Source organism: Hymenobacter aerilatus, assembly GCF_022921095.1.
In the GTDB taxonomy this organism is placed as follows: domain Bacteria; phylum Bacteroidota; class Bacteroidia; order Cytophagales; family Hymenobacteraceae; genus Hymenobacter; species Hymenobacter aerilatus.
Map to the genome: position 1 here is coordinate 2648087 of NZ_CP095053.1, position 23909 is coordinate 2671995.

Consider the following 23909-nt stretch of genomic DNA (forward strand, 5'->3'; position numbering starts at 1 on the left):
CTTCGCAAGCTCAGGATGACAGATAAGGTAGTGATGACAAATAGGCATTGTACCTTTCGATTCCTTTTCTACCTACCTCTATGACCCGACGCCTACTACCGCTTCTCTTCCTGCTTCCGTTCCTGGGTTGCCAGTCTACCACCCGCCAGCAAGCCGATCTGCTGGTGTACAACGCCAGCGTATACACGGTCGACTCTGCCTTCAGCAAAGCCCAAGCGTTTGTGGTGCGAGATGGCAAATTTGTGGCGGTGGGCACGACCAATGATTTGCGTGCAAAGTATCAGGCGAAGAAAGAGGTAGATGCCGATGGCCAGTTTATCTACCCTGGTTTCTACGATGCACACTGCCACTTCTACCGCTACGCCCTGGGCCTGCGCTCGGCCGACTTGGTAGGCACTAACTCGTGGGCCGAAGTGGTCGGCCGCCTGACGAAGCATCATCAGCAGCAGTCCGATGCCACTTGGCTCACGGGCCGTGGCTGGGACCAGAACGATTGGCCTACTAAGCAGTTCCCCACCAAAGACACCCTGGATGCGCTGTTTCCCAGCACGCCCGTGTTTATCACCCGTGTGGATGGGCACGCTGCCCTGGCCAACCAAGCGGCACTGAACCTGGCCGGCATCACGCCCAACACGCCTATCAGCGGCGGCGTGATTGGTCGCGATAGGCAGGGCAAGCTCACGGGCTTGCTGGTAGATAACGCCGTGAAACTGGTATCGGCTCGCATTTCGGACCCTACCCCTAACGAGGCCGAGGAAGCATTGCTGCAAGCCCAGGAAAACTGCGTGGCCGTGGGCCTCACCAGCCTCGCCGACGCCGGCCTCGACCGCCAGGACATTGAGCGCATGGCGGCCTTGCAAAAGCTAGGTAAGCTGAAGCTGCGCCTCTACGCCATGCTCAACCCTACCCCCGAAAACAAGGCCTACTACTTGCCCAAAGGCCCGGTATTTCAAGACCGCCTGACTATCTGCTCCTTCAAGGTATACGCCGATGGGGCGCTGGGCTCGCGCGGGGCTAGTCTGCTGGCGCCCTACACCGACCACCCTGAGGAAACCGGCTTTCTGCTCCAACACCCTGAGTACTACCGCGACCTGGCGAAAGAACTGGCTGCTACCAAGTTTCAGATGAACACCCACGCCATCGGCGACTCCAGCAACCGCCTGCTGCTAGATATTTATGGCGCTGCCCTCCAGGGCCAAACCGACCGGCGCTGGCGCATTGAGCACGCTCAGGTGGTAAGCCGAGCCGATATTCCGAAGTTTGGTCAGTACCATATTGTGCCCTCCGTGCAGCCTACCCACGCCACCTCCGATATGTATTGGGCCGGCGAGCGACTGGGCCAGCAGCGCCTCGAAACCGCCTATGCCTACCAGGATTTGCTGAAGCAATACGGCCAGGTAGCGCTGGGCAGCGATTTTCCGGTAGAGGACATCAACCCGCTCTACGGCTTTCATGCGGCCGTAGCCCGGCAGGATGCGAAGAACTACCCCACTGGCGGCTTCCAGATGAGCAACGCCCTAAGCCGCCCCGATGCCCTGCGCGGCATGACCACCTGGGCCGCCCACGCTGCTTTCGAGGACAAGCAAAAAGGCCAGATCAAGCCCGGCATGGTCGCCGATTTTGTGGTGCTAAACACCGATTTGCTGCAAGCCCCCACCGAGAAATTGCGCGGCGCCAAAGTGCAGCAAACCTGGATTGCCGGGGAGAAAGTGTTTTCAATGAAAAAATAAGTGGCTCTACTTGTAACGCAAAGCGGCCGTTCAACTTAAGCTGAACGGCCGCTTTGCGTTACAAGTAGTACGATGATGGCGCGGGGCTGTGCCCCGTGTCTACTAGCTTGGTAGGCCTCTGGCCTACACGTCTGCACGACAGCTTATGTACTTAGCTCCTTATGGCGCGGACGACAGCAGGCCAGAGGCCTGCGCATAATTAGCACGGGGCACAGCCCCGCGCTATTACTGGGCCATCACTAGCAGTATTACTGCTCGTCGGCGCTGGGGCCATAGAGGCCAGGTATTGGTATATCAAGCAGGCGCAGGTACACGGTGAGCTGGCCGCGGTGATGAATGCTGTGGTTGAGGCCCATCAGGCGGATGGCGGTGGCTTTGGGCCAGTCGAACAAGGTATGCTCGCCGCGGTGCAGGCGGAAACTGTCGGTCAGTTGTTCGTCGTCGGTGGCTTGCAGGGCTTGGCGCAGGGTAGCGCTGTACTCGTCGAAGCGCGCCAGCAATTCCTCTTGGCTGGTGGGCGTGGGGCCGGGCTTGGGGCCATTAGGGTCGAGAAAGTCCCGGGAGGCGTGCTGCACGAATAGCTGCTTGAACGCCAGCAGGTTCACGACGTGCGTGGCCAGTTGCCAGAGCGTCATGCTCTTGGGGTGTGGGCGGTAGTCGGCCTGGTCATGGGGTACGCGTTCTAGTACTCGGCGGGTGCTCGCCAGTTCGTGGTCCAGTTCGCTCAGGATATTCTGCTGGACGGAGGAGGTATGCATACGTGGTGGTAAAAAGTGAAAGCAGATTAATTAAACCTAAAACTCGTAAAAAGTTATGGGTTGGGACCTAGCGGACCTTATCCTACTAGGCGCCTTTGCATCCGTTTTCGGCTGTTTAGTGCGCTTTTGCTGCACAGGACGGGCCAGGAGAGTAGGCCGCATTGCGGGCCGTAGCTTGTCGGCTCAGAAGCCAGAATGGGCCTGCACTTGTCGATTTTTTGATAGTATGCGGCCCGAAACGCTCTATTCTTTCTTTTCCTGCTTGCATGAAACTGATCCGCTACGGCCAGCCCGGCCACGAAAAACCCGGCATTCTGCTCCACGACCAGCCCTACGACGTGTCGGCGTTTGGCGAGGACTACAATGAGGCATTCTTTGCTAACAACGGCTTACAACGCCTTGCCGAGTTTGTACAGGCACACGAAGGCCAGCTCACGCCCCTCGCCGATGGTGAGCGGCTAGGCCCACCAGTGGCCCGGCCATCTAAAATCCTGTGCATCGGCCTCAACTACGCCGACCACGCCAAGGAAACTGGCGCCATGCCTCCGCCCGAGCCGGTGCTGTTCATGAAATCAACCACCTCCTACATCGGCCCGCACGACGACATCATCATCCCCAAAAACTCGGTAAAAACCGACTGGGAAGTGGAGCTTGCCGTGGTGATTGGCAAGCGCGCTTCTTACGTGGAAGAGGCCGACGCGGCCGACTACATTGCCGGCTACACCCTGCACAACGACGTGTCGGAGCGGGAGTTTCAGCTGGAGCGCAGCGGCACCTGGGACAAGGGCAAAGGCTGCGACACCTTCGCGCCGGTAGGCCCGTTTCTGGCTACCCCCGACGAGGTAGGCGACGTGGACAATCTGCGTTTGTGGTTGTCGGTGAACGGCAAAATGATGCAGGACGGCACCACGGCCAACCTCATTTTCAAGATTCCCTTCCTGATTTCCTACCTCAGCCAGTTTATGACCCTGCTGCCCGGCGACATCATCTCCACCGGCACGCCAGCCGGGGTAGGGCTGGGCTTCAACCCGCCCGTGTACCTCAAGCCCGGCGACGTGGTGGAGTTAGGTATCGACGGCCTGGGCACGTCCCGTCAGCAGGTGAAAGCATATGGCCAGAATTGACGCCCACCAGCATTTCTGGCACTTCGACGCCGTGCGCGACGCCTGGATAACGTCCGACATGGGCGCCATCCGGCGCGACTTCCTACCCTCCGATCTGGAACCGCTGCTCCAACAGCACAACCTGGATGGCTGCGTGGCGGTGCAGGCCAGCCAGAGCGAAGACGAAACCGATTGGCTGCTGACGCTGGCCGAGGAGCACGCCTTCATTCGGGGCGTGGTGGGCTGGGTGGATTTGCAAGCCGACAACGTGGCCGAGCGGCTAGCGCACTACGCGCAATTCGAGAAGCTGAAAGGCTTTCGGCACGTGTTGCAGGGCGAGGCCGACCGCGCCCTAATGCTGCAACCTGCGTTTCGGCGCGGACTGGCGGCGTTGTTCGACGCAGGCTTCACCTACGATCTACTGATTTTACCCGACCAGCTTGGCTACGCCGCCGAGCTGGCCGAGGCCTTCTCTACCCAGTCCTTCGTGGTCGACCACCTGGCTAAGCCTCTCATCAAGGCTGGCGAGCTGGAGCCCTGGGCCACCGACATCCGGGCGCTGGCCGCGCACGAAAACGTGCTGTGCAAAGTGTCGGGTATGGTGACGGAGGCCGACTGGTTCCGCTGGCAGCCCCAGGACTTCCATCCCTACCTTGATGTAGTGTTCGAAGCTTTTGGGCCGGAGCGGCTCCTGTTTGGCTCCGACTGGCCGGTGTGCAACGTGGCCGGCGGCTACGCCCGCATGGTAGAGCTGGTTGAAGACTACCTCCGCACTTTTTCGGCAGCCGAGCAAGCCCAGTTTTGGGGCGAAAATGCCACCGCTTTCTACCGTCTCTAATTTCCCACCATGGATTTACAACTTCAAAATCAGGTTATTATCGTCAGCGGCGGGGCCAAGGGCATCGGCGAGGGCATTGTGCGAGTGCTGGCCGCGGAGGGGGCCATTCCGGTTATCATCGGGCGCAACGCGGCGGATAACGAGCGGGTGGTAGCCGACGTAACCGCCGCGGGCGGGCGGGCGGGTCAGGTAGCCGCCGAGCTATCAGATCCTGCCGAGTGCGCCCGCGCCGTGCAAGCCGTGGTGGAACAGTTTGGCCGCGTAGATGGTCTCGTCAACAATGCCGGCGTGAACGACGGCGTGAGCCTGGAACACGGTACGTATGAGCTGTTTATGCGCAGCCTGCACCGCAACATGGTGCACTACTATCTGCTGGCCCACCACGCATTGCCGGAGCTGAAGAAGTCGAAAGGTGCTATTGTAAACATCACTTCTAAAACCGCCGAAACGGGCCAGGGCAACACCTCGGCCTACGCCGCGGCCAACGGCGGCCGCAATGCCCTCACCCGCGAGTGGGCGGTGGAATTGCTGAAATACGGCATCCGGGTGAATGCTCTGGTGGTGGCCGAGTGCTGGACGCCCGCCTACGAAACCTGGATTCAAACCCTACCCAATCCCGAGGAAAAGCTCCACGAAATCACCAGCAAGATTCCGCTGGAAAATCGCATGACTACGGCTGAGGAAATTGCCAACACCACCGCCTTCCTACTGTCGCCGCGTAGCAGCCACACCACCGGCCAGATTGTGCACGTGGATGGCGGCTACGTGCACCTCGACCGCGCCCTCGCCAACGCCTAAATGCTGATGTATAGATGGCGCGGGGCTGTGCCCCGTGTCTACTATAGTGGCAGGCCTCTGGCCTGCCGTCGTCTGCGCCACCAGGAGTATTGTTCTAGCGGTACAGGACAGAGGCCTGTGCCTAGTAGACACGGGGCACAGCCCCGCACCATCTTCACCTATCTATAGCTTGCCGCTGTATCATCCTACGTACTACCCGTGAATACACTTGTTTGCTCCGCGCCTACCCAACTCGCCTACGAGCATCGCCCCGCCCCTACTCTGCGCCCGGGCTATGCCCTGCTGCGCATCCGTCGTATTGGCATCTGCGGCACCGATCTGCACGCGTTTGAGGGCACGCAACCCTTCTTTTCCTACCCCCGCGTGCTGGGCCACGAGTTGGCCGGCGAAATAGTAGACCCCGGCGACGCCACCGATTTTCGGGTCGGCGAAGCGGTTACGTTCATTCCCTACTTCGGCTGCGGCACATGCATTGCCTGCCGGCGCGGCCTACCCAATTGCTGCGTGCAAATGCAAGTATGCGGCGTGCACCTCGATGGTGGCATGACGGAGCTGCTAGCCGTACCCGCCGCCGCGCTGGTGCACGGCAATGGCCTCAGCTTCGATGAGTTAGCCTTGGTGGAGCCGCTGGCTATTGGAGCGCACGGCGTGCGCCGGGCCGGAGTGCAGCCCGGCGAGTTTGTGCTAGTGGTGGGCGCCGGCCCCATTGGGTTGGGCGTGATGGAGTTTGCCCGCATTGCTGGTGCGCACGTTATTGCCCTCGACCTCAACGAGCAGCGCCTAGACTTTTGTCGTACCGCCCTCGGCGTGGCGCACACCATCAACGCCGCCGATGCAGACGTGGCCGAGCAACTGCGCCACATCACCCACGGCGATATGCCCACGGTGGTGATTGATGCTACGGGCAGCCAGCGGGCCATCAATAATGCGTTTCAGTACCTGGCCCACGGCGGGCGTTTTGTGCTGGTAGGGTTGCAGAAAGGCGACATCAGCTTTTCGCACCCCGAGTTTCACAAGCGTGAAGCCACGCTCATGAGCAGTCGCAACGCCACCCGCGCCGATTTTGAACACGTGCTGCACGCCATGCACCAGGGGTTGGTGAAGCCTGCCACCTACATCACCCACCGCGTGCCTTTTGGGCAGGCCAAGGACGTATTTGCCAGCTGGCTCGACCCCAGCACGGGCGTCATCAAGGCCATGATAGAAGCCGGGTAGGCCGTTGGGCTTGGTACCATCTTGGGTTGATGTGGCGCCGCCTGGATGCTACCTGTGCTAACATCCTACAACAACATGCTAACGGGTAGGACAAGCGCCATAGCCAGGAATTTAACTTTGTAGAGGCTGTGCAAGAGGCCCATTTTAGCAGTTTCGGAGCGGTATACGCAGCTTGCGCCATGGCGGTGCGGACACGTATTCCGACTCTGAAACCGCTTTTGGGTACGTCTGGCCCGAGCCATTTTCTGCGCGCCGTGGAGGCTGAGTTCCTACCCGGCCACTCGTCGCGCATTAGTATGACCTGATTTGCCAGCCCCTGACTAGCGTACATGATGCGGTTTCCTTTTTCCTTCTATAACGGCCGCTCATTTTTCCCTACCCTTCTTTGCTGCTGTTTTCTACAGCTTCATGCCGTGGCCGTTGTGGCTCAACGCCTGACGGTTTCTCAACTGCACTGCAATGACCAGTCGGCTCCGCAGGGCATACAAAGCCGCACGCCGGCCCTAAGTTGGGAGTTGGCTTCCGACCAGCGCAATACCACCCAAACGGCCTACCGCATCCTCGTAGCCGACAGCGAGAAAAGCCTCGCCAAAAACGTCGGCAACGTGTGGGATTCGCAGAAAACCACCTCGCCGGCTTCCATTCAGGTACGCTACGCCGGCCGGCCCCTGGAACCCAATAAAACCTACTACTGGAAAGTAAAAACCTGGGACAACCACGGCCAGGAGTCGGGGTGGTCGGCGGGGGCAGCGTGGCATACGGGCCTATTTGCGGCCTCGGACTGGCAAGGCGCGCAGTGGATTGGCTACGAAAAACTGCCCGAACAGCACGTGAACGTGCTGCCTGTAGACGGCAAAAAAGATACGTACAACGACAACAACGTGCTGCCGTTGCTGCGCAAGGAGTTTGCGGCTCGCAAAAAGGTGAAGTCAGCCACGCTGTTTATCAGTGGGTTGGGACAGTTTGAAGCTGTGCTGAACGGTCAGAAAGTCGGCAGCCACTTCCTCGACCCCGGCTGGACCAAGTACGATCAACAGGCTCAATACGTGACCTTCGACGTGACCAAGCAGGTGCGCAAAAGCTCGAATGCCCTGGGTGTGCTGCTTGGCAATGGCTTCTACTACGTGCCGCCCGTGAAGGGTCGTTTCCGTAAGCTGAAAGTAGCTTTCGGCTACCCCAAGCTGATTTGTCGACTGGCTGTTGAATACAAGGACGGCTCCCGGCAGGATATCGTCAGCGACCAATCCTGGAAAACCGCGCCCGGCCCCATCACCTTCAGCAGCATCTACGGCGGCGAGGATTATAACGCTACTCTAGAACAACCCGGCTGGGCTACCCCCGGTTTCAACGACAACAGCTGGAAAGCGGCCCTACCCGTAGCTGGTCCGCCGGAGTTGCTGGCCCAGCAGCAGGAGCCGTTGCAGGTGTTCGACACCTTTCAACCCCAGCGGGTTACGCAGCCCACGCCCGGCCAATGGGTGTACGACTTCGGCCAGAACGTCTCCGGCATTGTGGAGCTGCAAGTACGCGGCCACCGCGGCGATACGGTGCGCATTGCTCCCGCCGAGTTGCTGGCCGCCGACGGCACCGCCACGCAGAAAAACAGCGGCCGGCCCTACTACTTCACTTACATCTTGAAGGGCGACGGGGTGGAAACCTGGCGGCCGCGGTTCAGCTACTACGGTTTCCGCTACGCGCAGGTAACAGGCGGCGTACCCAAGGGCGAAGCCAACTCCAATGGTCGGCCGGAAATTATAAGCCTGACCAGCTTGCATACCCGCAACGCCGCGCCCCGCGTGGGCGAGTTTTCGTGTTCGAATGACCTATTCAACCGAACCAATACACTGATTGACTGGGCCATCAAGAGCAACCTAGCCAGCGTGTTCACCGACTGCCCTCACCGCGAAAAGCTGGGCTGGCTGGAGGAAACCCACCTGATGGGCGCTTCTATGCGCTACAACTACGACATTGCCACACTCTGCCGTAAAACCATTCAGGACATGCAGGCCTCGCAACTGCCGAGCGGCCTGGTGCCGGAAATTGCGCCCGAGTATGTGAAGTTTGAGTGGGGCGGCGACATTTTCCGCGACTCGCCGGAGTGGGGCAGCGCCAGTGTGCTGCTGCCCTGGTATGTGTATCAGTGGTACGGCGACCAGCAGGTTTTGCGCGACGCCTACCCCATGATGCAGCGCTACGTGGCCTACCTCGGCACGCAGGCCAAAGACCACATCAACAGCAAAGGCCTGGGCGACTGGTACGACCTAGGCCCTAAGCCGCCGGGAACTTCTCAGCAAACGCCCATGGGCGTAACCGGCACGGCCATGTACTACCACGACCTTACCATTCTGGCCCAGATAGCCCGCCTCCTCGGCAAAACCACCGAGGCCACCAGCTACGAGCAGTTGGCTGGCGAAGTACGGAAAGCATTCAACCAGAAGTTCTTCAACCCCAGCACCAAGCAATACGCCACCGGCAGCCAGGCTGCCAACGCCATGGCCGTGTATATGGGCTTGGTGGAGGGAAAAGATAAAGTCGCGGTAGTTGAAAACCTGGTGCGCGACATCCAGAGCCGCGACAACGCCCTCACGGCCGGCGACATCGGTTACCGCTACGTGCTGCGCGTACTGGAAGACGCCGGCCGTTCCGACGTCATTTTCACTATGAACAACCGCTCCGACGTGCCCGGCTACGGCTACCAGCTCGCCCAGGGCGCCACAGCCCTGACGGAATCGTGGGCGGCCCTACCCACGGTTTCCAACAACCACTTGATGCTGGGGCACTTGATGGAATGGTTTTATGGCGGCTTAGCTGGCATCCGGCCGGCCGAGGGGTCTGTGGCCTTCAACAAGATTGACATTCGGCCCGAGCCAGTGGGCGACGTCACTAGCGCGAAGGCCAGCTACCATTCGCCCTACGGGTTGATTGCCGATGAGTGGAAAAAAACGGCCGCCGGCTTTGAGCTGACGGCTACCATTCCAGCCAACACCACCGCTACCGTGTACCTGCCCGCTACGGCGGCTTCTACTATTACCGAAAGCGGTCAGCCGCTGGCGCAGCGTCCGGAGCTGAAGATACTGGGCGTGGCCGATGGTCGGGCGCGAGTAGGGGTAGGGTCGGGCACGTACCGCTTCCTAGTCAGCACGCCGCCTACCAGCTCCAACTAACTCCGTCCCTACCCCTCGCATCCATATGAAACTGAAACATACCTGCTTACTACTCGCCGGGCTGCTGAGCCAGACGTTTGCTCAGGCGCAATCGAAGCCGAAGGAAGTGTCTGCTGATGTGATGCAGAAGGTGTACGAGGAGGTGAAGACGCCTTACAAGTACGGCCTAGTGCTCGTCACCGACGACAACCAGAAGAAAATGGATTGCCCGAGCGTGTTCCGCAAGGGCAATAAGTGGTACATGACCTACATCATCTACGACGGCCGTGGCTACGAAACCTGGCTGGCGCAGAGCAAGGACCTGCTGAAGTGGGAAAACAAGGGCAAGATCATGGCCTTCACCGACACCACTGATTGGGACACCAACCAGAAGGCCGGCTACGTAGCGTTGCAGGAGTACAAGTGGGGCGGTAATTACAAGTGGCAGCCCTACCAGAGCAAGTACTGGATGTCGTATTTCGGCGGCAAGTCGCGCGGCTACGAGAAGGGCCTGCTGTCCATCGGTATGGCCTACACTGAGAAGGACCCCACCACCGTGCACCCATGGCAACGCCTACCCCAGCCCGTGCTGCGCCCAGACGATGCCGACGTGCGCTGGTGGGAAAACCACACCATCTACAAAAGCTCGGTTATCTGGGATAAATCGAAGCTGACCGGCCACCCCTTTGTGATGTACTACAACGCCAACGGCGACTCGCTGGACACCAAGCGCGGTGCTGAGCGCATCGGCATGGCCGTGTCGGATGACATGGTGCACTGGCAGCGCTACCTGCGCAACCCCGTGCTGAACCACCACAAAGGCATCACCGGCGACGCCTACATTCAGCAGCTGGATGGAGTTGACAAAGGCCTGTATGTGATGTTCTACTTCGGTGCCTTCTACCCCGGCGTAACGGGGGCCGTGAACCGCTTCGCCTGCTCCTACGACCTCGTTAACTGGACCGACTGGAGCGGCAAGAACCTGGTAGAGCCCTCCGAGCCCTACGACGAACTGTTTGCGCACAAGTCATTTGTAGTGAAGCACAAGGGCGTGGTGTACCACTACTACTGCGCCGTGAATAAGCCCGACCAGCGCGGCATTGCCGTGGCTACCTCGAAGGACCTGGGCAAGAGCACGGTGAACTTCATCGCGCCGCCAGTGAAGAAGAAAAAGGAGGCAAAGTAGCCCGAACGGTTCGCCTCACCCCCCGGTCCCCTCTCCGAAAAGGGAGAGGGGGAGCCGAACGAAACAGGATAGATAGAATACCAAGCACAACACAAAACTGCCAAACGCTGCTCGCGCCGCCGGGGCTCCCCCTCTCCCTTTTCGGAGAGGGGACCGGGGGGTGAGGCGCCCACCAGAACAACCAACTCATGCGCTTCCTTTCCTTCCTACTACTACTCCTTCTCACCCTCCAAGCCGCCGCGAAGCCACGGCTGGAGCCGCGCCAGGTAGTGGAGTTCAACAAAGGCTGGAAGTTCTACCTCGGCGACGAAACGCAGGCCAAAGACGCGGGCTTCAATGATGCCAACTGGCGCCCGCTCACGCTGCCGCACGACTGGAGTATCGAAGGTAAGTTCGACGAGAAAAACCCGGCTAAGCCGGAAGGCGGTGGGCTGCCTACCGGCATAGGCTGGTACCGCAAGTCATTCACGTTGCCGGCTGTGAAGGACCGAAAGGTCTACATCGAGTTCGACGGGGTGTACCAGAACAGCGAGGTTTGGCTGAACGGCCAACTGCTCGGCAAGCGCCCCAACGGCTACATCTCTTTTCGCTACGACCTGACGCCGCACCTGCGGCCTGCTGGCCAGCCCAACGTGCTGGCTGTGCGCGTTGATAACTCGGCGCAGCCGAACTCGCGCTGGTACACCGGTTCGGGTATTTACCGGAACGTGCGGCTGGTAATGACCAACAAGGTAGCCGTTGACCACTGGGGTACCTTCGTGACGACACCACAGGTGAGCCAGGATGCCGCCACTATTGATGTGAAAACCACTATTCGTAACACGGCGGGCACGCGGCGGCCGGTGCGGGTGGAAACGGTGGTGCTCGATGCTAAGGGTAGCCCGGTAGCGCAACAGGTATCGGATAAGGTGAAGCTGACGGACTCGACTACGCTGATAGCGCAGACCATCAGCCTGAAACAGCCGCAGCTGTGGTCGGTGAAGCAGCCCTACCTGTACCGCGTGCAGACGCGCATTCTCGATGGCAAGAAAGCTGTCGATGAATACGAAACGCCACTGGGCATCCGCTATATAAACTTCGACGTGCAGAAGGGCCTCTCGCTGAACGGCGAGCCGATGCGCATACTGGGCGTCAACCAGCACCACGACTTGGGGGCCTTGGGTGCGGCCTTCAACGTGCGGGCCGCCGAGCGCCAGCTGCAGATGCTGCGCGACATGGGTTGCAACGCCATTCGCATGTCGCACAACCCGCCCGCGCCGGAGCTGCTGGACCTCTGCGACCGAATGGGCTTTCTGGTGATGGACGAAGCCTTCGACCAGTGGCAGAAGAAGAAGAACGGCAAGGACTACCACCTCGACTTCCCGAAGTGGCACCGCCGCGACCTGGAAGACATGGTGCGCCGCGACCGGAACCATCCGTCGGTGTTTATGTGGAGCATCGGCAATGAAATTCGGGAGCAGTTCGACAGCACCGGCACGCGCCTTACCAAGGAGCTGACCGCCACCGTGAAGCGTCTCGACACTACCCGCCCCGTAACCTCGGCGCTGACGGAGCAGGAACCCGACAAGAATTACATGTCGCAGGCGGGCGTGCTCGACGTGCTGAGCTTCAACTACAAGCACGAAGGCTACCCCGAGCTACCCAAGCGTTTCCCCGGCCAGATCTTCTTAGCTACCGAAACCGCCGCGGCCTTCGAAACCCGCGGCCACTACGATCTGCCGTCAGATAGCGTCCGCATCTGGCCGAAGGATGGCAAAACCAAGCTCACCAACGGCAACCCCGACTTCACGGCCTCGTCGTACGACAATGCCCGGCCGTATTGGGGCTCCACGCACGAACCGGCCTGGCGGGCTATCAAGCAGAACAAGCACATGACCGGTACATTCATCTGGTCGGGCTTCGACTACCTCGGCGAGCCACTGCCCTACCCCTGGCCGGCGCGCAGTTCCTACTTCGGCATTATTGATTTGGCCGGTTTCCCGAAGGATGCCTACTACCTCTACCAGAGCGAGTGGACCGACAAACCCGTGCTGCACCTACTGCCGCACTGGAACTGGCGCCCCGGCCAAACTGTGGACGTGTGGGCCTACTACAGCCAGGCCGACGAAGTGGAGCTGTTGCTCAACGGCAAGTCGCTGGGCATACGCAAGAAGCAGCCCGACGACCTGCACGTGATGTGGCGCGTGCCCTACGCGCCCGGTACGCTGCAGGCCATTTCGCGCAAAGGCGGCAAAACCGTCCTCACGCGCACCATCAAAACCGCCGGCCAAGCCGCCAAAATAGAGCTGGTGGCTGACCGCGGCAGCATTCAGGCCGACGGCAAGGACCTGTCGTTCGTGACGGTGCGGGTGCTCGATGCGCAAGGTAATCTGGTGCCCGATGCCGCTAACCAGGTGAAATTCAACCTAGGCGGCCCCGGCCTGATTGCCGGCGTCGACAACGGCTACCAGGCCAGCCTGGAACCCTTTAAAGCCGATACGCGCAAGGCGTACAACGGTATGTGCTTGGCCATTGTCCAAAGCACTGAGCAGACTGGCACCATCACGCTTCAGGCTACTGCCGAAGGCTTGGCGCCCGCCAGCATCACCATCAAGAGCGGCAGCACGTCCGCCGCTTCGCTTTCCAAGAGTGCGGAAGCTACCACCGCCGCAAGCACTTCCAGCAAATGAGTAACCCGCAGCAAACAATGAGTCCGCAAAACATAGCACCTCACGGTATCCAAGCTAATCGTCAGGCTCCCTCTCTTCCTGAGAGGGGGCCGGGGGGTGAGGTCCGCCGGGGTGTGAGGCGCGCCGTCTGCGCGGCCCTGCTGCTGTTACCTAGCTTGCTGCACGCGCAGGAAGCCAGTGTGTATTTCTTCCCCGGCGTCTCGAATCCGCCGCGCATCTACCCCAACGAAGCTGACGGCTATCAAATCCCGCAAATCACGGAGTTGAATCGCGACCCCGCCCGTGCCACGGCCTACTCCTTCCCTACTGAACAAGGCGCCCTAGCCGGCGACCGGGAGAAATCGACGCGGCTGATGTCGCTGAACGGCAACTGGGACTTCAGCTTCGCCGTGAAGCCGGCCGATGCGCCCAAGGACTTCTACAAAAGCCGCGTGAGTGGCTGGAAGCAGCTGGCTGTGCCCGCTAACTGGGAGATGAACGGCTACGACCTGCCCATCTACAAAAGCGCAAAGTACCCGTTCCGGCCCGTCAACCCACCCTTCGTGCCGCAGGATTACAACGGGGTGGGCTCCTACCAGCGCAGCTTCACCGTGCCCGCCGGCTGGCAGAACATGAACGTGACCCTGCACTTCGGTGGGGTTAGCTCGGCGTTTAAGGTGTGGGTCAATGGCAAATTTTTGGGCTACGGCGAGGATAGCTGCCTACCCTCGGAGTTCAACGTGACGCCCTACCTGCAGGCGGGCGAAAACGTGGTGTCGGTACAGGTAATGCGCTGGTGCGACGGCTCCTACCTCGAAGACCAGGACCACTGGCGCACCAGCGGCATTCACCGCGAGGTGCTGCTGCTGGCCGAGCCTAAGATGCGCATTGCCGATTTTCACTGGCAGGCCAAGCTGGACAAGCAGTACAAGGACGCCGTGCTGAGCATACGTCCGCGCCTGGAAAACCTGACCGGCAACAACGACATCAGCGGCTACCAGCTGAAGGCCCAGCTCTACGACAAAGCGAGCAAGCCGGTGCTGGATAAGGCACTGCAAATCACCGCCGATGGGGTCATCAACGAGCGTTACCCGCGCCTCGACAATGCGAAGTTTGGCCTGCTCGAAACGACTGTTCAGAACCCGCTGAAGTGGAGCGACGAAGCGCCGAACCTCTACACGCTGGTGCTCACGCTGACCGACAAAACCGGCGCGGTGCTGGAAAGCAAGAGCTGTAAGGTAGGCTTCCGCAGCATCGAGTTTGACAAGCAGACGAGCAAGCTGCTGATCAACGGTAAGCTGACCTACCTCTACGGCGTGAACCGCCACGACCACCACCCGACCAAGGGCATGGCCATTTCGCGGGAGGATATCCGCAAAGATGTTGAGACGCTTAAGCGGTTCAATTTCAACTGCATCCGCACCAGCCACTACCCCAACGACCCGTACTTCTACGACCTCTGCGACGAATACGGCATTCTGGTAATGGACGAGGCCAACCTGGAAACGCACGGCTTGGGTTCGAAGCTGAGCAACGACCCGGCCTGGACCACCTCCTACCAGGAGCGCAGCATGCGCATGGCTTTGCGCGACAAAAACCACCCTAGCGTCATCTTCTGGAGCCTGGGCAATGAGTCGGGGCGCGGGCCGAACCACGCGGCTATGGCGGCCTGGCTGCACGATTTCGACATCACGCGGCCCATTCACTACGAGCCCGCGCAGGGCGACCATCACGCCGAGGACTACATCGATCCGTCGAACCCGAATTACCCGAAAAACCACGCCTACCGCATTCAGGTACCGCGCGACCAGCCCTACGTGGACATGATCAGCCGCATGTACCCTGGCTTGTTTACCGCGGAGCTGCTGGCGAATCAGCAAAACGGCGACAACCGCCCCATCTTCTTCTGCGAGTACTCCCACTCCATGGGCAACGCTACCGGCAACATGAAGGAGTTCTGGGACATCTGGCGTAGCACTAAGCGCGTCATCGGCGGCTGCATTTGGGAGTACCGCGACCAGGGCCTGCTGAAGCGCGACTCCACCGGCACGGCCTACTACGCCTACGGCGGCGACTTCCAGGAGAAGTACTACGACGATTTCACCATCAAGGGCATTGTCGATTCGGAAGGCAATCCGAAGGCGGCGATTTACGAGTGCAAGCGCGTGAATCAGCCGATTGAAAGTGAGTTGGTTGACGCCGGCAAGTCGCTGTTGAAAATCACGAACCGCCACGCACTGAAGTCGGTAGCCGATTACGTAGCTACCCTGACGGTGCGCGAGGACGGCCGCGTGGTTAGCACCAAGCTGCTGCCGCGCATTCGTTTGGCCGCTGGCCGCGACACTACTATCAGCCTAAAGCCCTACCTGCCGAAGCTGAAATCAGGTGCGGAATACCTGGCAAACATTTCGTTTACGCTGCCGGAGCAGGCCGTTTGGGCCGCCAAAGGCCACGAAGTAGCCAGCAATCAGTTTGCCCTGACTGGCGTTGCGGCTCCTACCAAACCCGCCAAGAGCTTCCCGGCCGTAGCCGTGCGCGACGACGCCAAGGCTTACACGCTCAGCGGCAAAAACTTCCAGGTAATTATCGACAAAGCCACGGGCGCGCTGACCTCCTACAGCCAGCGCGGTGCCGAGCAGCTAGCCGCTCCGCTCCTACCCCACTTTACCCGCCCGCTCACCGACAACGACCGCCGCGGCTGGAAAGCCGATAAGAAGCTGAAGGAGTGGTACACCGCCGAGCCGAAGCTAGAAAACCTGACGCTTGACAAGGCGCAAGCCGGCACAGCCAGCCTCACGAGTACCTACAGCCTCATCGACGGCAACACGAAGGTGCGCGTAACCTACACCGTGAACGGCGACGGCGTGCTGAAAGTAGACTACGCCCTTACGCCGGCCGCCGGCCTGCCGAACATCCCGAAAGTGGGCATGCAGTGCGGCATCCGGCGCAGCTACGACCAGCTGAGCTACTACGGCCGCGGCCCCTGGGAAAACTACATCGACCGCCGCTACGGCATCGACGCGGGCATCTACACGCAACCACTGCCGGGCGCGGCCGAGTCCTACGTAGTGCCGCAGGAATTCGGCTACCGCACCGATATCCGCTGGATGCAGCTCACCGACAAGCAGAACACCGGCCTGCTGGTAGTGGCTGATTCGCTGCTGAGCATGAGCGCGCTGCCATTCACGGAAAAGAACATCCAAACGGCCCGCCACACCAATAAGCTCAAGGACGCCGGCTTCATCACGCTGAACATCGACCTTGCGCAAATGGGCGTGGGCGGCAACACCAGTTGGGATGCCCAGGCCGCCCCCATCGACAAGTACCAGATTCCGTCCAAGCCTTACCAATACAGCTTCTACCTGTTGCCCGTTAGCGGCAAGAAGGCTGATGTATCGGCGCTGGCCAGAAGTATCCGGTTCAACACTCCAACGACCAAAACTGCACCGCAAACCACGCCGACCGGAGCAACCGGTTCCCTACGCTAACCCCATACACTAGGCTCCCTGCATCTGGCTCCCCCTCTCCTTTTCATGTCGCGTATCAAGCGAGGTAGGGGGCCGGAGGGTGAGGCGCACGACAGGCGCAACGTCAGCGGTAGAGATGCTTCGACAAGCTCAGCATGACGTCCTAAATAGCTTCGAATACAACTCCATTCAATGCCAACCGAACACATTCACCTCAAAGGAATTACCTGGAACCACAGCCGGGGCTACGTGCCGATGACGGCCACTGCACAACGCTTTTCGGAGCTGAACCCTAACGTATCGATTATGTGGGAGAAACGCTCGTTGCAGCAGTTCGCTGATGAGTCGATTCAGCAGCTGGCCGAGCGGTTCGACCTGCTGGTTATCGACCACCCCTGGGCGGGTTTCGCGGCCCGTACCGGTTCCATTCTACCGCTTGATAAGCACCTGCCGGCCGAGTTCATGGCCGATCAGCAGCAGAACACCGTCGGGCATTCCTTTGAGAGCTACTCGTTCAACGGCCACCAATGGGCGCTGCCCATCGACGCCGCTACGCCCGTAGCCGCCAGCCGCCCCGACCTACTGGAGCAGCACGGCCTCTCGGTGCCGCAGACGTTCGACGACCTGCTGGCCCTGGCCGACCGTAGCCTGGTAGCCTTCGCGCTGATTCCCATCGACACATTGATGAGCTTCTACATGTTCTGCTGCTCGCTGGGCGAAGACCCGTGCCAGCGCGAGGACGAGGTAGTAAGCGAAGCGGTGGGCGTGCAGGCGCTGCAGATGTTCCGACAGCTCGCCAGCAAAGTCGATCCGGCGTGCTTCCACCGCAACCCCATTCAGGTGTACGAGGCCATGACGCAGACCGACGAGTTGGCCTACTGCCCGTTTGCCTACGGCTACTCCAACTACGCTCGCCGCGGCTACGCCCGCCGGCTGCTGCACTTCCACGACCTCGTGAGCCTGACGCCCGGCGGCACACCCATGCGTAGCACCCTGGGCGGCACGGGCCTGGCTATTTCGGCCAAGTGCCAGCACGTAGCCGAAGCCGTGCGCTACGCCGAATTCGTAGCCTCTCCGGCTTGCCAGCAGACGCTATTCTTCGACAACGGCGGCCAGCCCGGCCACCTCAGCGCCTGGCAGGACGAGCACACCAACCAACAGTCGCACGACTACTTCGCCGCTACCCTCCCAACGTTGCAACGCGCTTTCCTGCGCCCGCGCTACCACGGCCACATGTTCTTCCAGGACCACGCCGGCGAACCAGTGCGCCAGTACCTCATGAACGGCGGCGACGAACGTGCGCTGCTGCGCGAGCTGAACGAATTGTACGTGAAATCCAGAGCTGTAGAGTTAGTATGACACGGCCGTTAGAAGGGTTGCTGGTTGTCGAGTTCTGCCAATTTCTGGCCGGGCCTTCCGCAGGTTTGCGCCTGGCCGACCTGGGCGCCCGCGTCATTAAAATTGAGCGGCCGGGTGCGGGCGAATCGGGCCGGCAGATTGCCATCAAGAACCTGTTCGTTGATGGTTCCAGCCTGGTTTTTCACACCATCAACCGCAACAAAGAGTCGTACGCCGCTGACTTAAAAAACCCGGAGGACCTAGCCCGCGTGAAGCTGCTGCTGGCCCAGGCCGACATCATGACGCACAACTTCCGGCCGGGCATCATGGAGAAGATCGGGCTGGATTACGACTCGGTGCGCGCTCTGAACCCGCGCATCGTGTACGGCGTGGTGACGGGCTACGGGTCGGTTGGCCCTTGGGCCAGCAAGCCGGGCCAGGACTTGCTGATTCAGTCGCTATCCGGCCTGGCCTACCTCTCGGGCACGCAAGGCGATGGGCCGGTGCCGTTCGGCATTGCCGTGGCCGACATCATCTGCGGCTCGCACTTCGCGCAAGGTTTGCTGGCGGCGCTGCTCAAGCGGAACAAAACCAAGCAGAGCGTGCTGGTGGAAGTCAGCCTGCTCGAATCGGTGCTTGACCTGCAATTTGAGCTGCTGACCACGCACCTGAACGACGGCGGCCAACTGCCCCAGCGCGGCGCAGCCCGCGGCACTGCTCATGCCTACCTTAGCGCCCCCTACGGCGTGTATCAGACCCAGGACGGCTACCTGGCCCTGGCCATGGGCAACCTGCCGCAAATCGACGCTACGCTTGGCTGCGGCATTCTGGATAAGTGCCCGAACGCAGATTCCTGGTTTGCGCAGCGCGACGAAATAGCAGCTCTGCTGGCGGCAGCACTCCGCGAGAAACCGACCCAACATTGGCTGTCGGTGCTGGAGCCGCAGGGCATCTGGTGCGGCGAGGTACTGAACTACCAGCAGGCCACCAGCAGCCCCGGCTTTCAGGCCCTAGGTATGCGGCAACTGGTGGAACTGCCCGACGGCCAGCAGCTGCCTACCACTCGCTGCCCCATCCGCATCGATGGGCAGAAGCTGTACTCGCCCAAAGCCGCGCCCCGGCCTGGTCAGCACACCGAGGTTATTAATGAGGAGTTTAAACTGACCTCACCTCCTAGCGCCCTCTCCAAAGAGGGGGAACTAGACTCTAGTTCTAAAATCGGGGAGGCCAGAGCTGGGCAAGCTAAGTTAGAAGTTAGCTCCCCCTCTCTTGTGGAGAAGGAACTAGGGGGCGAGTCCCCGCTCAAGGGCCTCTTGGTCGTTGATTTCAGCCAGTTCCTCTCCGGCCCTTCCGCTAGTTTGCGGCTAGCCGACCTGGGCGCCCGCGTTATCAAGATTGAGCGGCCCGAAACGGGCGACATCTGCCGGCACCTGTATACCTCGAACGTTATCATGAACGGCGAGTCGTCGGTGTTTCACGCCATCAACCGCAACAAGGAAAGCTTCGCGGCAGACCTAAAAAACGAGCTGGACCAGGAGCAGGTATGGGCGCTGGTGCGGCAGGCCGATGTGGTGATGCACAACTACCGCCCCGGCGTGATGGAGCGCCTCGGTTTCGACTACGCCAGCGTGAAAGCGCAGAACCCCGGCGTCGTGTACGGCGAAATTTCGGGCTACGGCACCGAAGGCCCGTGGCGCGACAAGCCCGGTCAGGACCTGCTGCTGCAATCAGCTTCGGGCCTGACGTGGCTGAGCGGCAACGCCAGTAGTGGCCCCGTGCCCATGGGGTTGTCTATCGTGGATATGCTGGCGGGCGCCCACCTCGCGCAGGGTTTGCTGGCTTGTTTGGTGCGGCGCAGCATTAGCGGCCCAGGCACCAACTCAGGCGGCTTGGTGCAGGTGAGCATGCTGGAATCGGCCTTCGATTTCCAGTTCGAAACCATTACCACCTTCTTCAACGACGGTGGCGTGCTGCCCGAGCGTACGCAGCATAACAACGCCCACGCCTACCTCGGCGCACCCTACGGCATCTATCAGACGCACAACGGCTACCTGGCCCTGGCTATGGGCTCGATTCCGGTGCTGGGCAAGCTGCTGGGCTGCCCCGAGCTGCTAAACTATCCTGAGCCCGCGCAGGCCTTCGCGCAACGCGACGAAATCAAGGACATTCTGGCCCGGCACCTGCTCACCGACACTACCGAAGCCTGGTTGGCTATTCTGGAGCCCGCCGACATTTGGTGCGCCAACGTGCTGAGCTGGGACAAGCTGCTGCAGCACGAGGGTTTCCGGGTGCTGAACATGGTGCAGGAAGTGCAGATGTCGGACGGCTACACCTACCAGACCACCCGCTGCCCTATTCGGCTGGATGGGGAGCTGCTGAGGGCCACGAAAGGCTCTCCCAAGCTCGGCGAAGACAACGCGGCGCTGCTACAGGAATTCATGGACCTGAAAACCTTTCGTCATGACGCCTGAGCAGCCGGTTTTCCGCATTGCGGTGCGCAAATTTGGTCCGTTTGAAAGTGCCATGCAGAAGCTGTGGGACGGCTACTGCCAGCACTCCGGCTGTCAGCTGGCCGTCGAGATGGTGCCCATGGACCTGCACCCGCTGCACCAAAGCCTGCTCACCAACGAAGGCCTGCTACGCGGGGCTTGGGACGTGGCCCACATCAACACCGATTGGCTGCTGGAAGCCCACACCGCCGGCGCCCTCGAAAACCTGACGCCCTACCTGCAAGCCGACCCGCCCGCCGGTTTTCCGAAGGGGTGGAGCTCGTCGCTGCTAGGGATGCAGCAGTACGGCGACGCGGTAGTGGGCCTACCCTTCCACGACGGCCCCGAGTGTCTTATCTTCCGCAAAGACCTGTTTGATAGCCCGGTTGAGCAGGAAAACTTTCAGCGCCAGCACGGCCGCCCCTTGGAGCCGCCTACTACCTGGGCCGAGCTGCAAACCGTAGCGCAGTTCTTCCACCGCCCCGCCGAAAACCTGTACGGCCTAGTAGCTGCCGGCTACCCCGACGGCCACAACACAGTATTCGATTTTTGTCTGCAACTCTGGACCCGCGGCGGGCAGCTGCTCGACGAACAAGGCCGCGTCGTTATCGACTCGGAAGCGGCGCGGGAAGGCCTTTCCTACTACCGCCAGTTGCTGCAAGACCAAGCGGCCATTCACCCACAGTCCATGCAGTACGAATCGGTGCAGGCGGGGCAGGCCTTTGCGCGGGGAGAAGCGGCCCTGATGATTAACTGGTTTGGCTTCGCGGCGGTGTGCGATGTGGACGAGGCTTGTCCGGTGCGCAGCAAGGTGGACATTACCAGCATTCCGCGCGGCGAAGGCTTGCAAGGTCGTTCGGCTTCGCTGAACGTGTATTGGCTGTATGCCATCGGCGCAGGTAGCAAGCACAAAGACGTAGCTTACGACTTCATGCGCTACGCTACCCGGCCCGAAAACGATAAGCTGCTGACGCTGGAAGGTGGCATCGGCTGCCGTATTTCTACCTGGCACGACGCCGAAATAAACGCCCTGGTGCCCTACTACCACAAGCTGGAAATGCTGCACCAGCAGGCCGAGAGCTTGCCGCAGAAAGCCAATTGGGCGCAGATAGCCACTATCATCGACGAGGTGGTGCTACAGGCCATCAACTCCGACACGCCCACGGCCGAGCTGCTGGCCGCCGGGCAACGCAACATCAATCTGCTCGACCATGTTTTCTGCTCGACCATGTTTAAGATCAACGATATCGAGGTTCCCTATCTGCCGGTGCTGCCCGAAAAGCCGCTGCCCATCGTCATCATCGGGGCGGGCGGCATTGTGCACGACGCGCATTTGCCGGCCTACCGCAAGGCGGGCTTCGAGGTAGTCGGCATCACGAATCGCACCCGCGCCCGCGCCGAAAAGCTGGCCGCCGAGTGGGGCATTCCGCACGTGTACGACTCGGTAGCCGAGGCCGTAGCCCACGCGCCCGCCGATGCCGTGTACGACATCACCATCATGCCCGAGCAGTTTGTGGCCACCTTGGAGCAGCTGCCGGACGGCTGCGGCGTGCTGATTCAGAAGCCCATGGGCGACTACTTCTGGCAGACCCAGGAGATTCTGGAAGTGTGCCGCCGCAAGAAGCTGGCCGCTGCTATTAACTGCCAGCTGCGGTTTGCGCCCTACGTGAGTGCCGCCCGCGAGATGATTCGGCAAGGCCTCATCGGTGAGCTGTACGACATGGAAGTGCGCGTGACGCTGGAAACGCCCTGGGAGCTGTTTCCGCACGTGATGGTGCACCCGCGCCTGGAAATTCAGTACCACAGCATCCACTACATCGACCTGCTTCGCTCCTTCCTGGGCGAGCCAAGTAGCGTGATGGCCAAAACGCTACGGCACCCAGCCAAGGCGCTGTCGTCGTCGCGCTCCACGATTTTGTTTGACTACGGCGACACCATGCACGCCGTCATCAACACCAACCACGACCACTCCTTCGGTCCCGAAAACCAGGAAAGCTTCATCAAGTGGGAAGGCACGAAAGGCGCCATTAAAGCCCGCATGGGCCTGCTGATGAACTACCCTCACGGCGTGCCCGATAAGTTTGAGTACTGCCTGATGCGCGAAGGTGAAACGCCTACCTGGCACACCGTAGAGCTGGAAGGCTCCTGGTTCCCCGATGCGTTTATGGGCACCATGGGCAGCCTGATGCGCTACAAGCAAGGAGAAATCGACGTGCTGCCGACCAGTGTGGAGGACGTTATCAAGACCATGGCGGTGGTAGAAGCGGCTTATGCGTCCAGTGATGCTGGCAAGGCCTCACCCCCCGGCCCCCGAAGAAATGCTTGATGCGCATTTCCCCATAGAGAGGGGGGCCAGACGATTCAGCGCAGCCACTTTGGCTACTGCCTCCGCCGCTGCTACCGCGAAGCAGTAGACCGCAGGACACTTCCCAAATCCTAATAAAGCACCTTACCGACTTAACCACTCAACATCCCCCCAGCTACCGAGCAGTAGCAGCCATGCAGGCGCTAGCCGAAATGGATACGCTGCTGTCGTCTGGCTCCTCCTCTCCACGATGCCGAGCATCAAGCGAGGTAGGGGGCCGGGGGGTAAGGCCCCTCCTATGTACTTCAAATCCACCTTCTTCGAGGACTATACCCTGAGCGACAAACGCGTGACGCTCGGCCGCACCATCACCGAAACCGACTTCGTGGTGCATGCCGGCCACACCGGCGACTTCTTCCCACACCACCTCGATGCTGAGTGGTGCAAAACGCAGCCCTTCGGCCAACGCATTGCCCACGGCACCATGATTTTCGCCATCGGCATTGGCCTAACGGCTTCAGAAATCAACCCCGAAGCCTTTTCAAAGGGCTACGACCGGCTGCGGTTCGTGAAACCGGTGCACATCGGCGACACCATCCACTCGGAAGTTACTATTTCGGCCAAAGAGGAAGGCAAGAAGCCCGGCTTCGGCACCGTTACCGAGCACGTGGAAGTCATCAACCAGCACGGCGAAGTAGTGCTGGCCTGTGACCACCTGCTCGTTGTGAAACTTAGAAACTAGATAGTAGAACGTAGAGCTTAGAAGGCAGAAAATTCTACGTTTTATAGAATGCGCTTATAGCTTACACCAAGCTAAATCTCATTTTCTAAGCCCTGATTTTTGCTTTCTAAGCTCTACACTACACCCGCTAAGTTCTAAGCTCTACCTTC

14 protein-coding genes are annotated in these 23909 nt (G+C 60.4%); 13 read left to right on the forward strand and 1 reads right to left on the reverse strand.

Annotated elements, in window-relative coordinates; translation table 11 throughout:
* Positions 1–80 precede the first annotated feature (80 nt).
* Positions 81–1730 carry an amidohydrolase gene (locus MUN82_RS11305; protein ID WP_245090216.1) on the forward strand — a complete coding sequence of 550 codons (1650 nt, stop codon included), beginning with the start codon at positions 81–83 and terminating at the stop codon, positions 1728–1730.
* A gap of 248 nt (positions 1731–1978) precedes the next feature.
* On the opposite strand, the gene MUN82_RS11310 is transcribed toward MUN82_RS11305, so the two are convergent.
* Entirely contained in the window at positions 1979–2488 is a 510-nt protein-coding gene (locus MUN82_RS11310) for a DinB family protein (RefSeq protein WP_245090220.1), read from the reverse strand.
* Positions 2489–2754: 266 nt separating this feature from the next.
* On the opposite strand from MUN82_RS11310, the gene MUN82_RS11315 reads away from it, so the two are divergent.
* The 12 genes from MUN82_RS11315 to MUN82_RS11370 all read left to right on the forward strand — a co-directional run bounded on the left by MUN82_RS11315 (position 2755) and on the right by MUN82_RS11370 (position 23760).
* On the forward strand, positions 2755–3612 hold the full coding sequence (locus MUN82_RS11315) for a fumarylacetoacetate hydrolase family protein (protein WP_245090223.1): 858 nt from the start codon (positions 2755–2757) through the stop codon (positions 3610–3612).
* Positions 3599–4429: an amidohydrolase family protein gene (locus tag MUN82_RS11320; RefSeq protein ID WP_245090227.1), complete on the forward strand. Its 831-nt coding sequence runs from the start codon at positions 3599–3601 to the stop codon at positions 4427–4429. The genes MUN82_RS11315 and MUN82_RS11320 overlap by 14 nt, the downstream gene beginning before the upstream one ends.
* Positions 4430–4438: 9 nt before the next feature.
* On the forward strand, positions 4439–5227 hold the full coding sequence (locus tag MUN82_RS11325) for an SDR family oxidoreductase (protein ID WP_245090230.1): 789 nt from the start codon (positions 4439–4441) through the stop codon (positions 5225–5227).
* Between the two features lie 198 nt (positions 5228–5425).
* On the forward strand, positions 5426–6442 hold the full coding sequence (locus tag MUN82_RS11330) for a zinc-binding alcohol dehydrogenase family protein (RefSeq protein WP_245090233.1): 1017 nt from the start codon (positions 5426–5428) through the stop codon (positions 6440–6442).
* A gap of 422 nt (positions 6443–6864) precedes the next feature.
* Positions 6865–9606: a family 78 glycoside hydrolase catalytic domain gene (locus MUN82_RS11335; protein WP_245090236.1), complete on the forward strand. Its 2742-nt coding sequence runs from the start codon at positions 6865–6867 to the stop codon at positions 9604–9606.
* A gap of 25 nt (positions 9607–9631) precedes the next feature.
* Positions 9632–10771 (forward strand): glycoside hydrolase family protein, encoded by a 1140-nt coding sequence (locus tag MUN82_RS11340; RefSeq protein WP_245090239.1) that lies wholly within the window; start codon positions 9632–9634, stop codon positions 10769–10771.
* A 188-nt stretch (positions 10772–10959) separates the two neighbouring features.
* Positions 10960–13440, forward strand: coding sequence for a beta-galactosidase GalB (gene galB, locus MUN82_RS11345; RefSeq protein ID WP_245090242.1), 2481 nt, complete (start codon positions 10960–10962; stop codon positions 13438–13440).
* Positions 13441–13553: 113 nt separating this feature from the next.
* Positions 13554–16907, forward strand: a complete 3354-nt coding sequence (locus MUN82_RS11350) for a glycoside hydrolase family 2 TIM barrel-domain containing protein (RefSeq protein WP_245090245.1) — start codon at positions 13554–13556, stop codon at positions 16905–16907.
* A gap of 171 nt (positions 16908–17078) precedes the next feature.
* Complete coding sequence (locus MUN82_RS11355) at positions 17079–18245, forward strand: ABC transporter substrate-binding protein (protein WP_245090260.1); 1167 nt, start codon at positions 17079–17081, stop codon at positions 18243–18245.
* Entirely contained in the window at positions 18242–20695 is a 2454-nt protein-coding gene (locus MUN82_RS11360) for a CaiB/BaiF CoA transferase family protein (protein WP_245090263.1), read from the forward strand. The genes MUN82_RS11355 and MUN82_RS11360 overlap by 4 nt, the downstream gene beginning before the upstream one ends.
* Positions 20685–23039 carry an extracellular solute-binding protein gene (locus MUN82_RS11365; RefSeq protein WP_245090266.1) on the forward strand — a complete coding sequence of 785 codons (2355 nt, stop codon included), beginning with the start codon at positions 20685–20687 and terminating at the stop codon, positions 23037–23039. The genes MUN82_RS11360 and MUN82_RS11365 overlap by 11 nt, the downstream gene beginning before the upstream one ends.
* Before the next feature lie 277 nt (positions 23040–23316).
* Entirely contained in the window at positions 23317–23760 is a 444-nt protein-coding gene (locus MUN82_RS11370; RefSeq protein WP_245090269.1) for a MaoC/PaaZ C-terminal domain-containing protein, read from the forward strand.
* Positions 23761–23909: the final 149 nt, after the last annotated feature.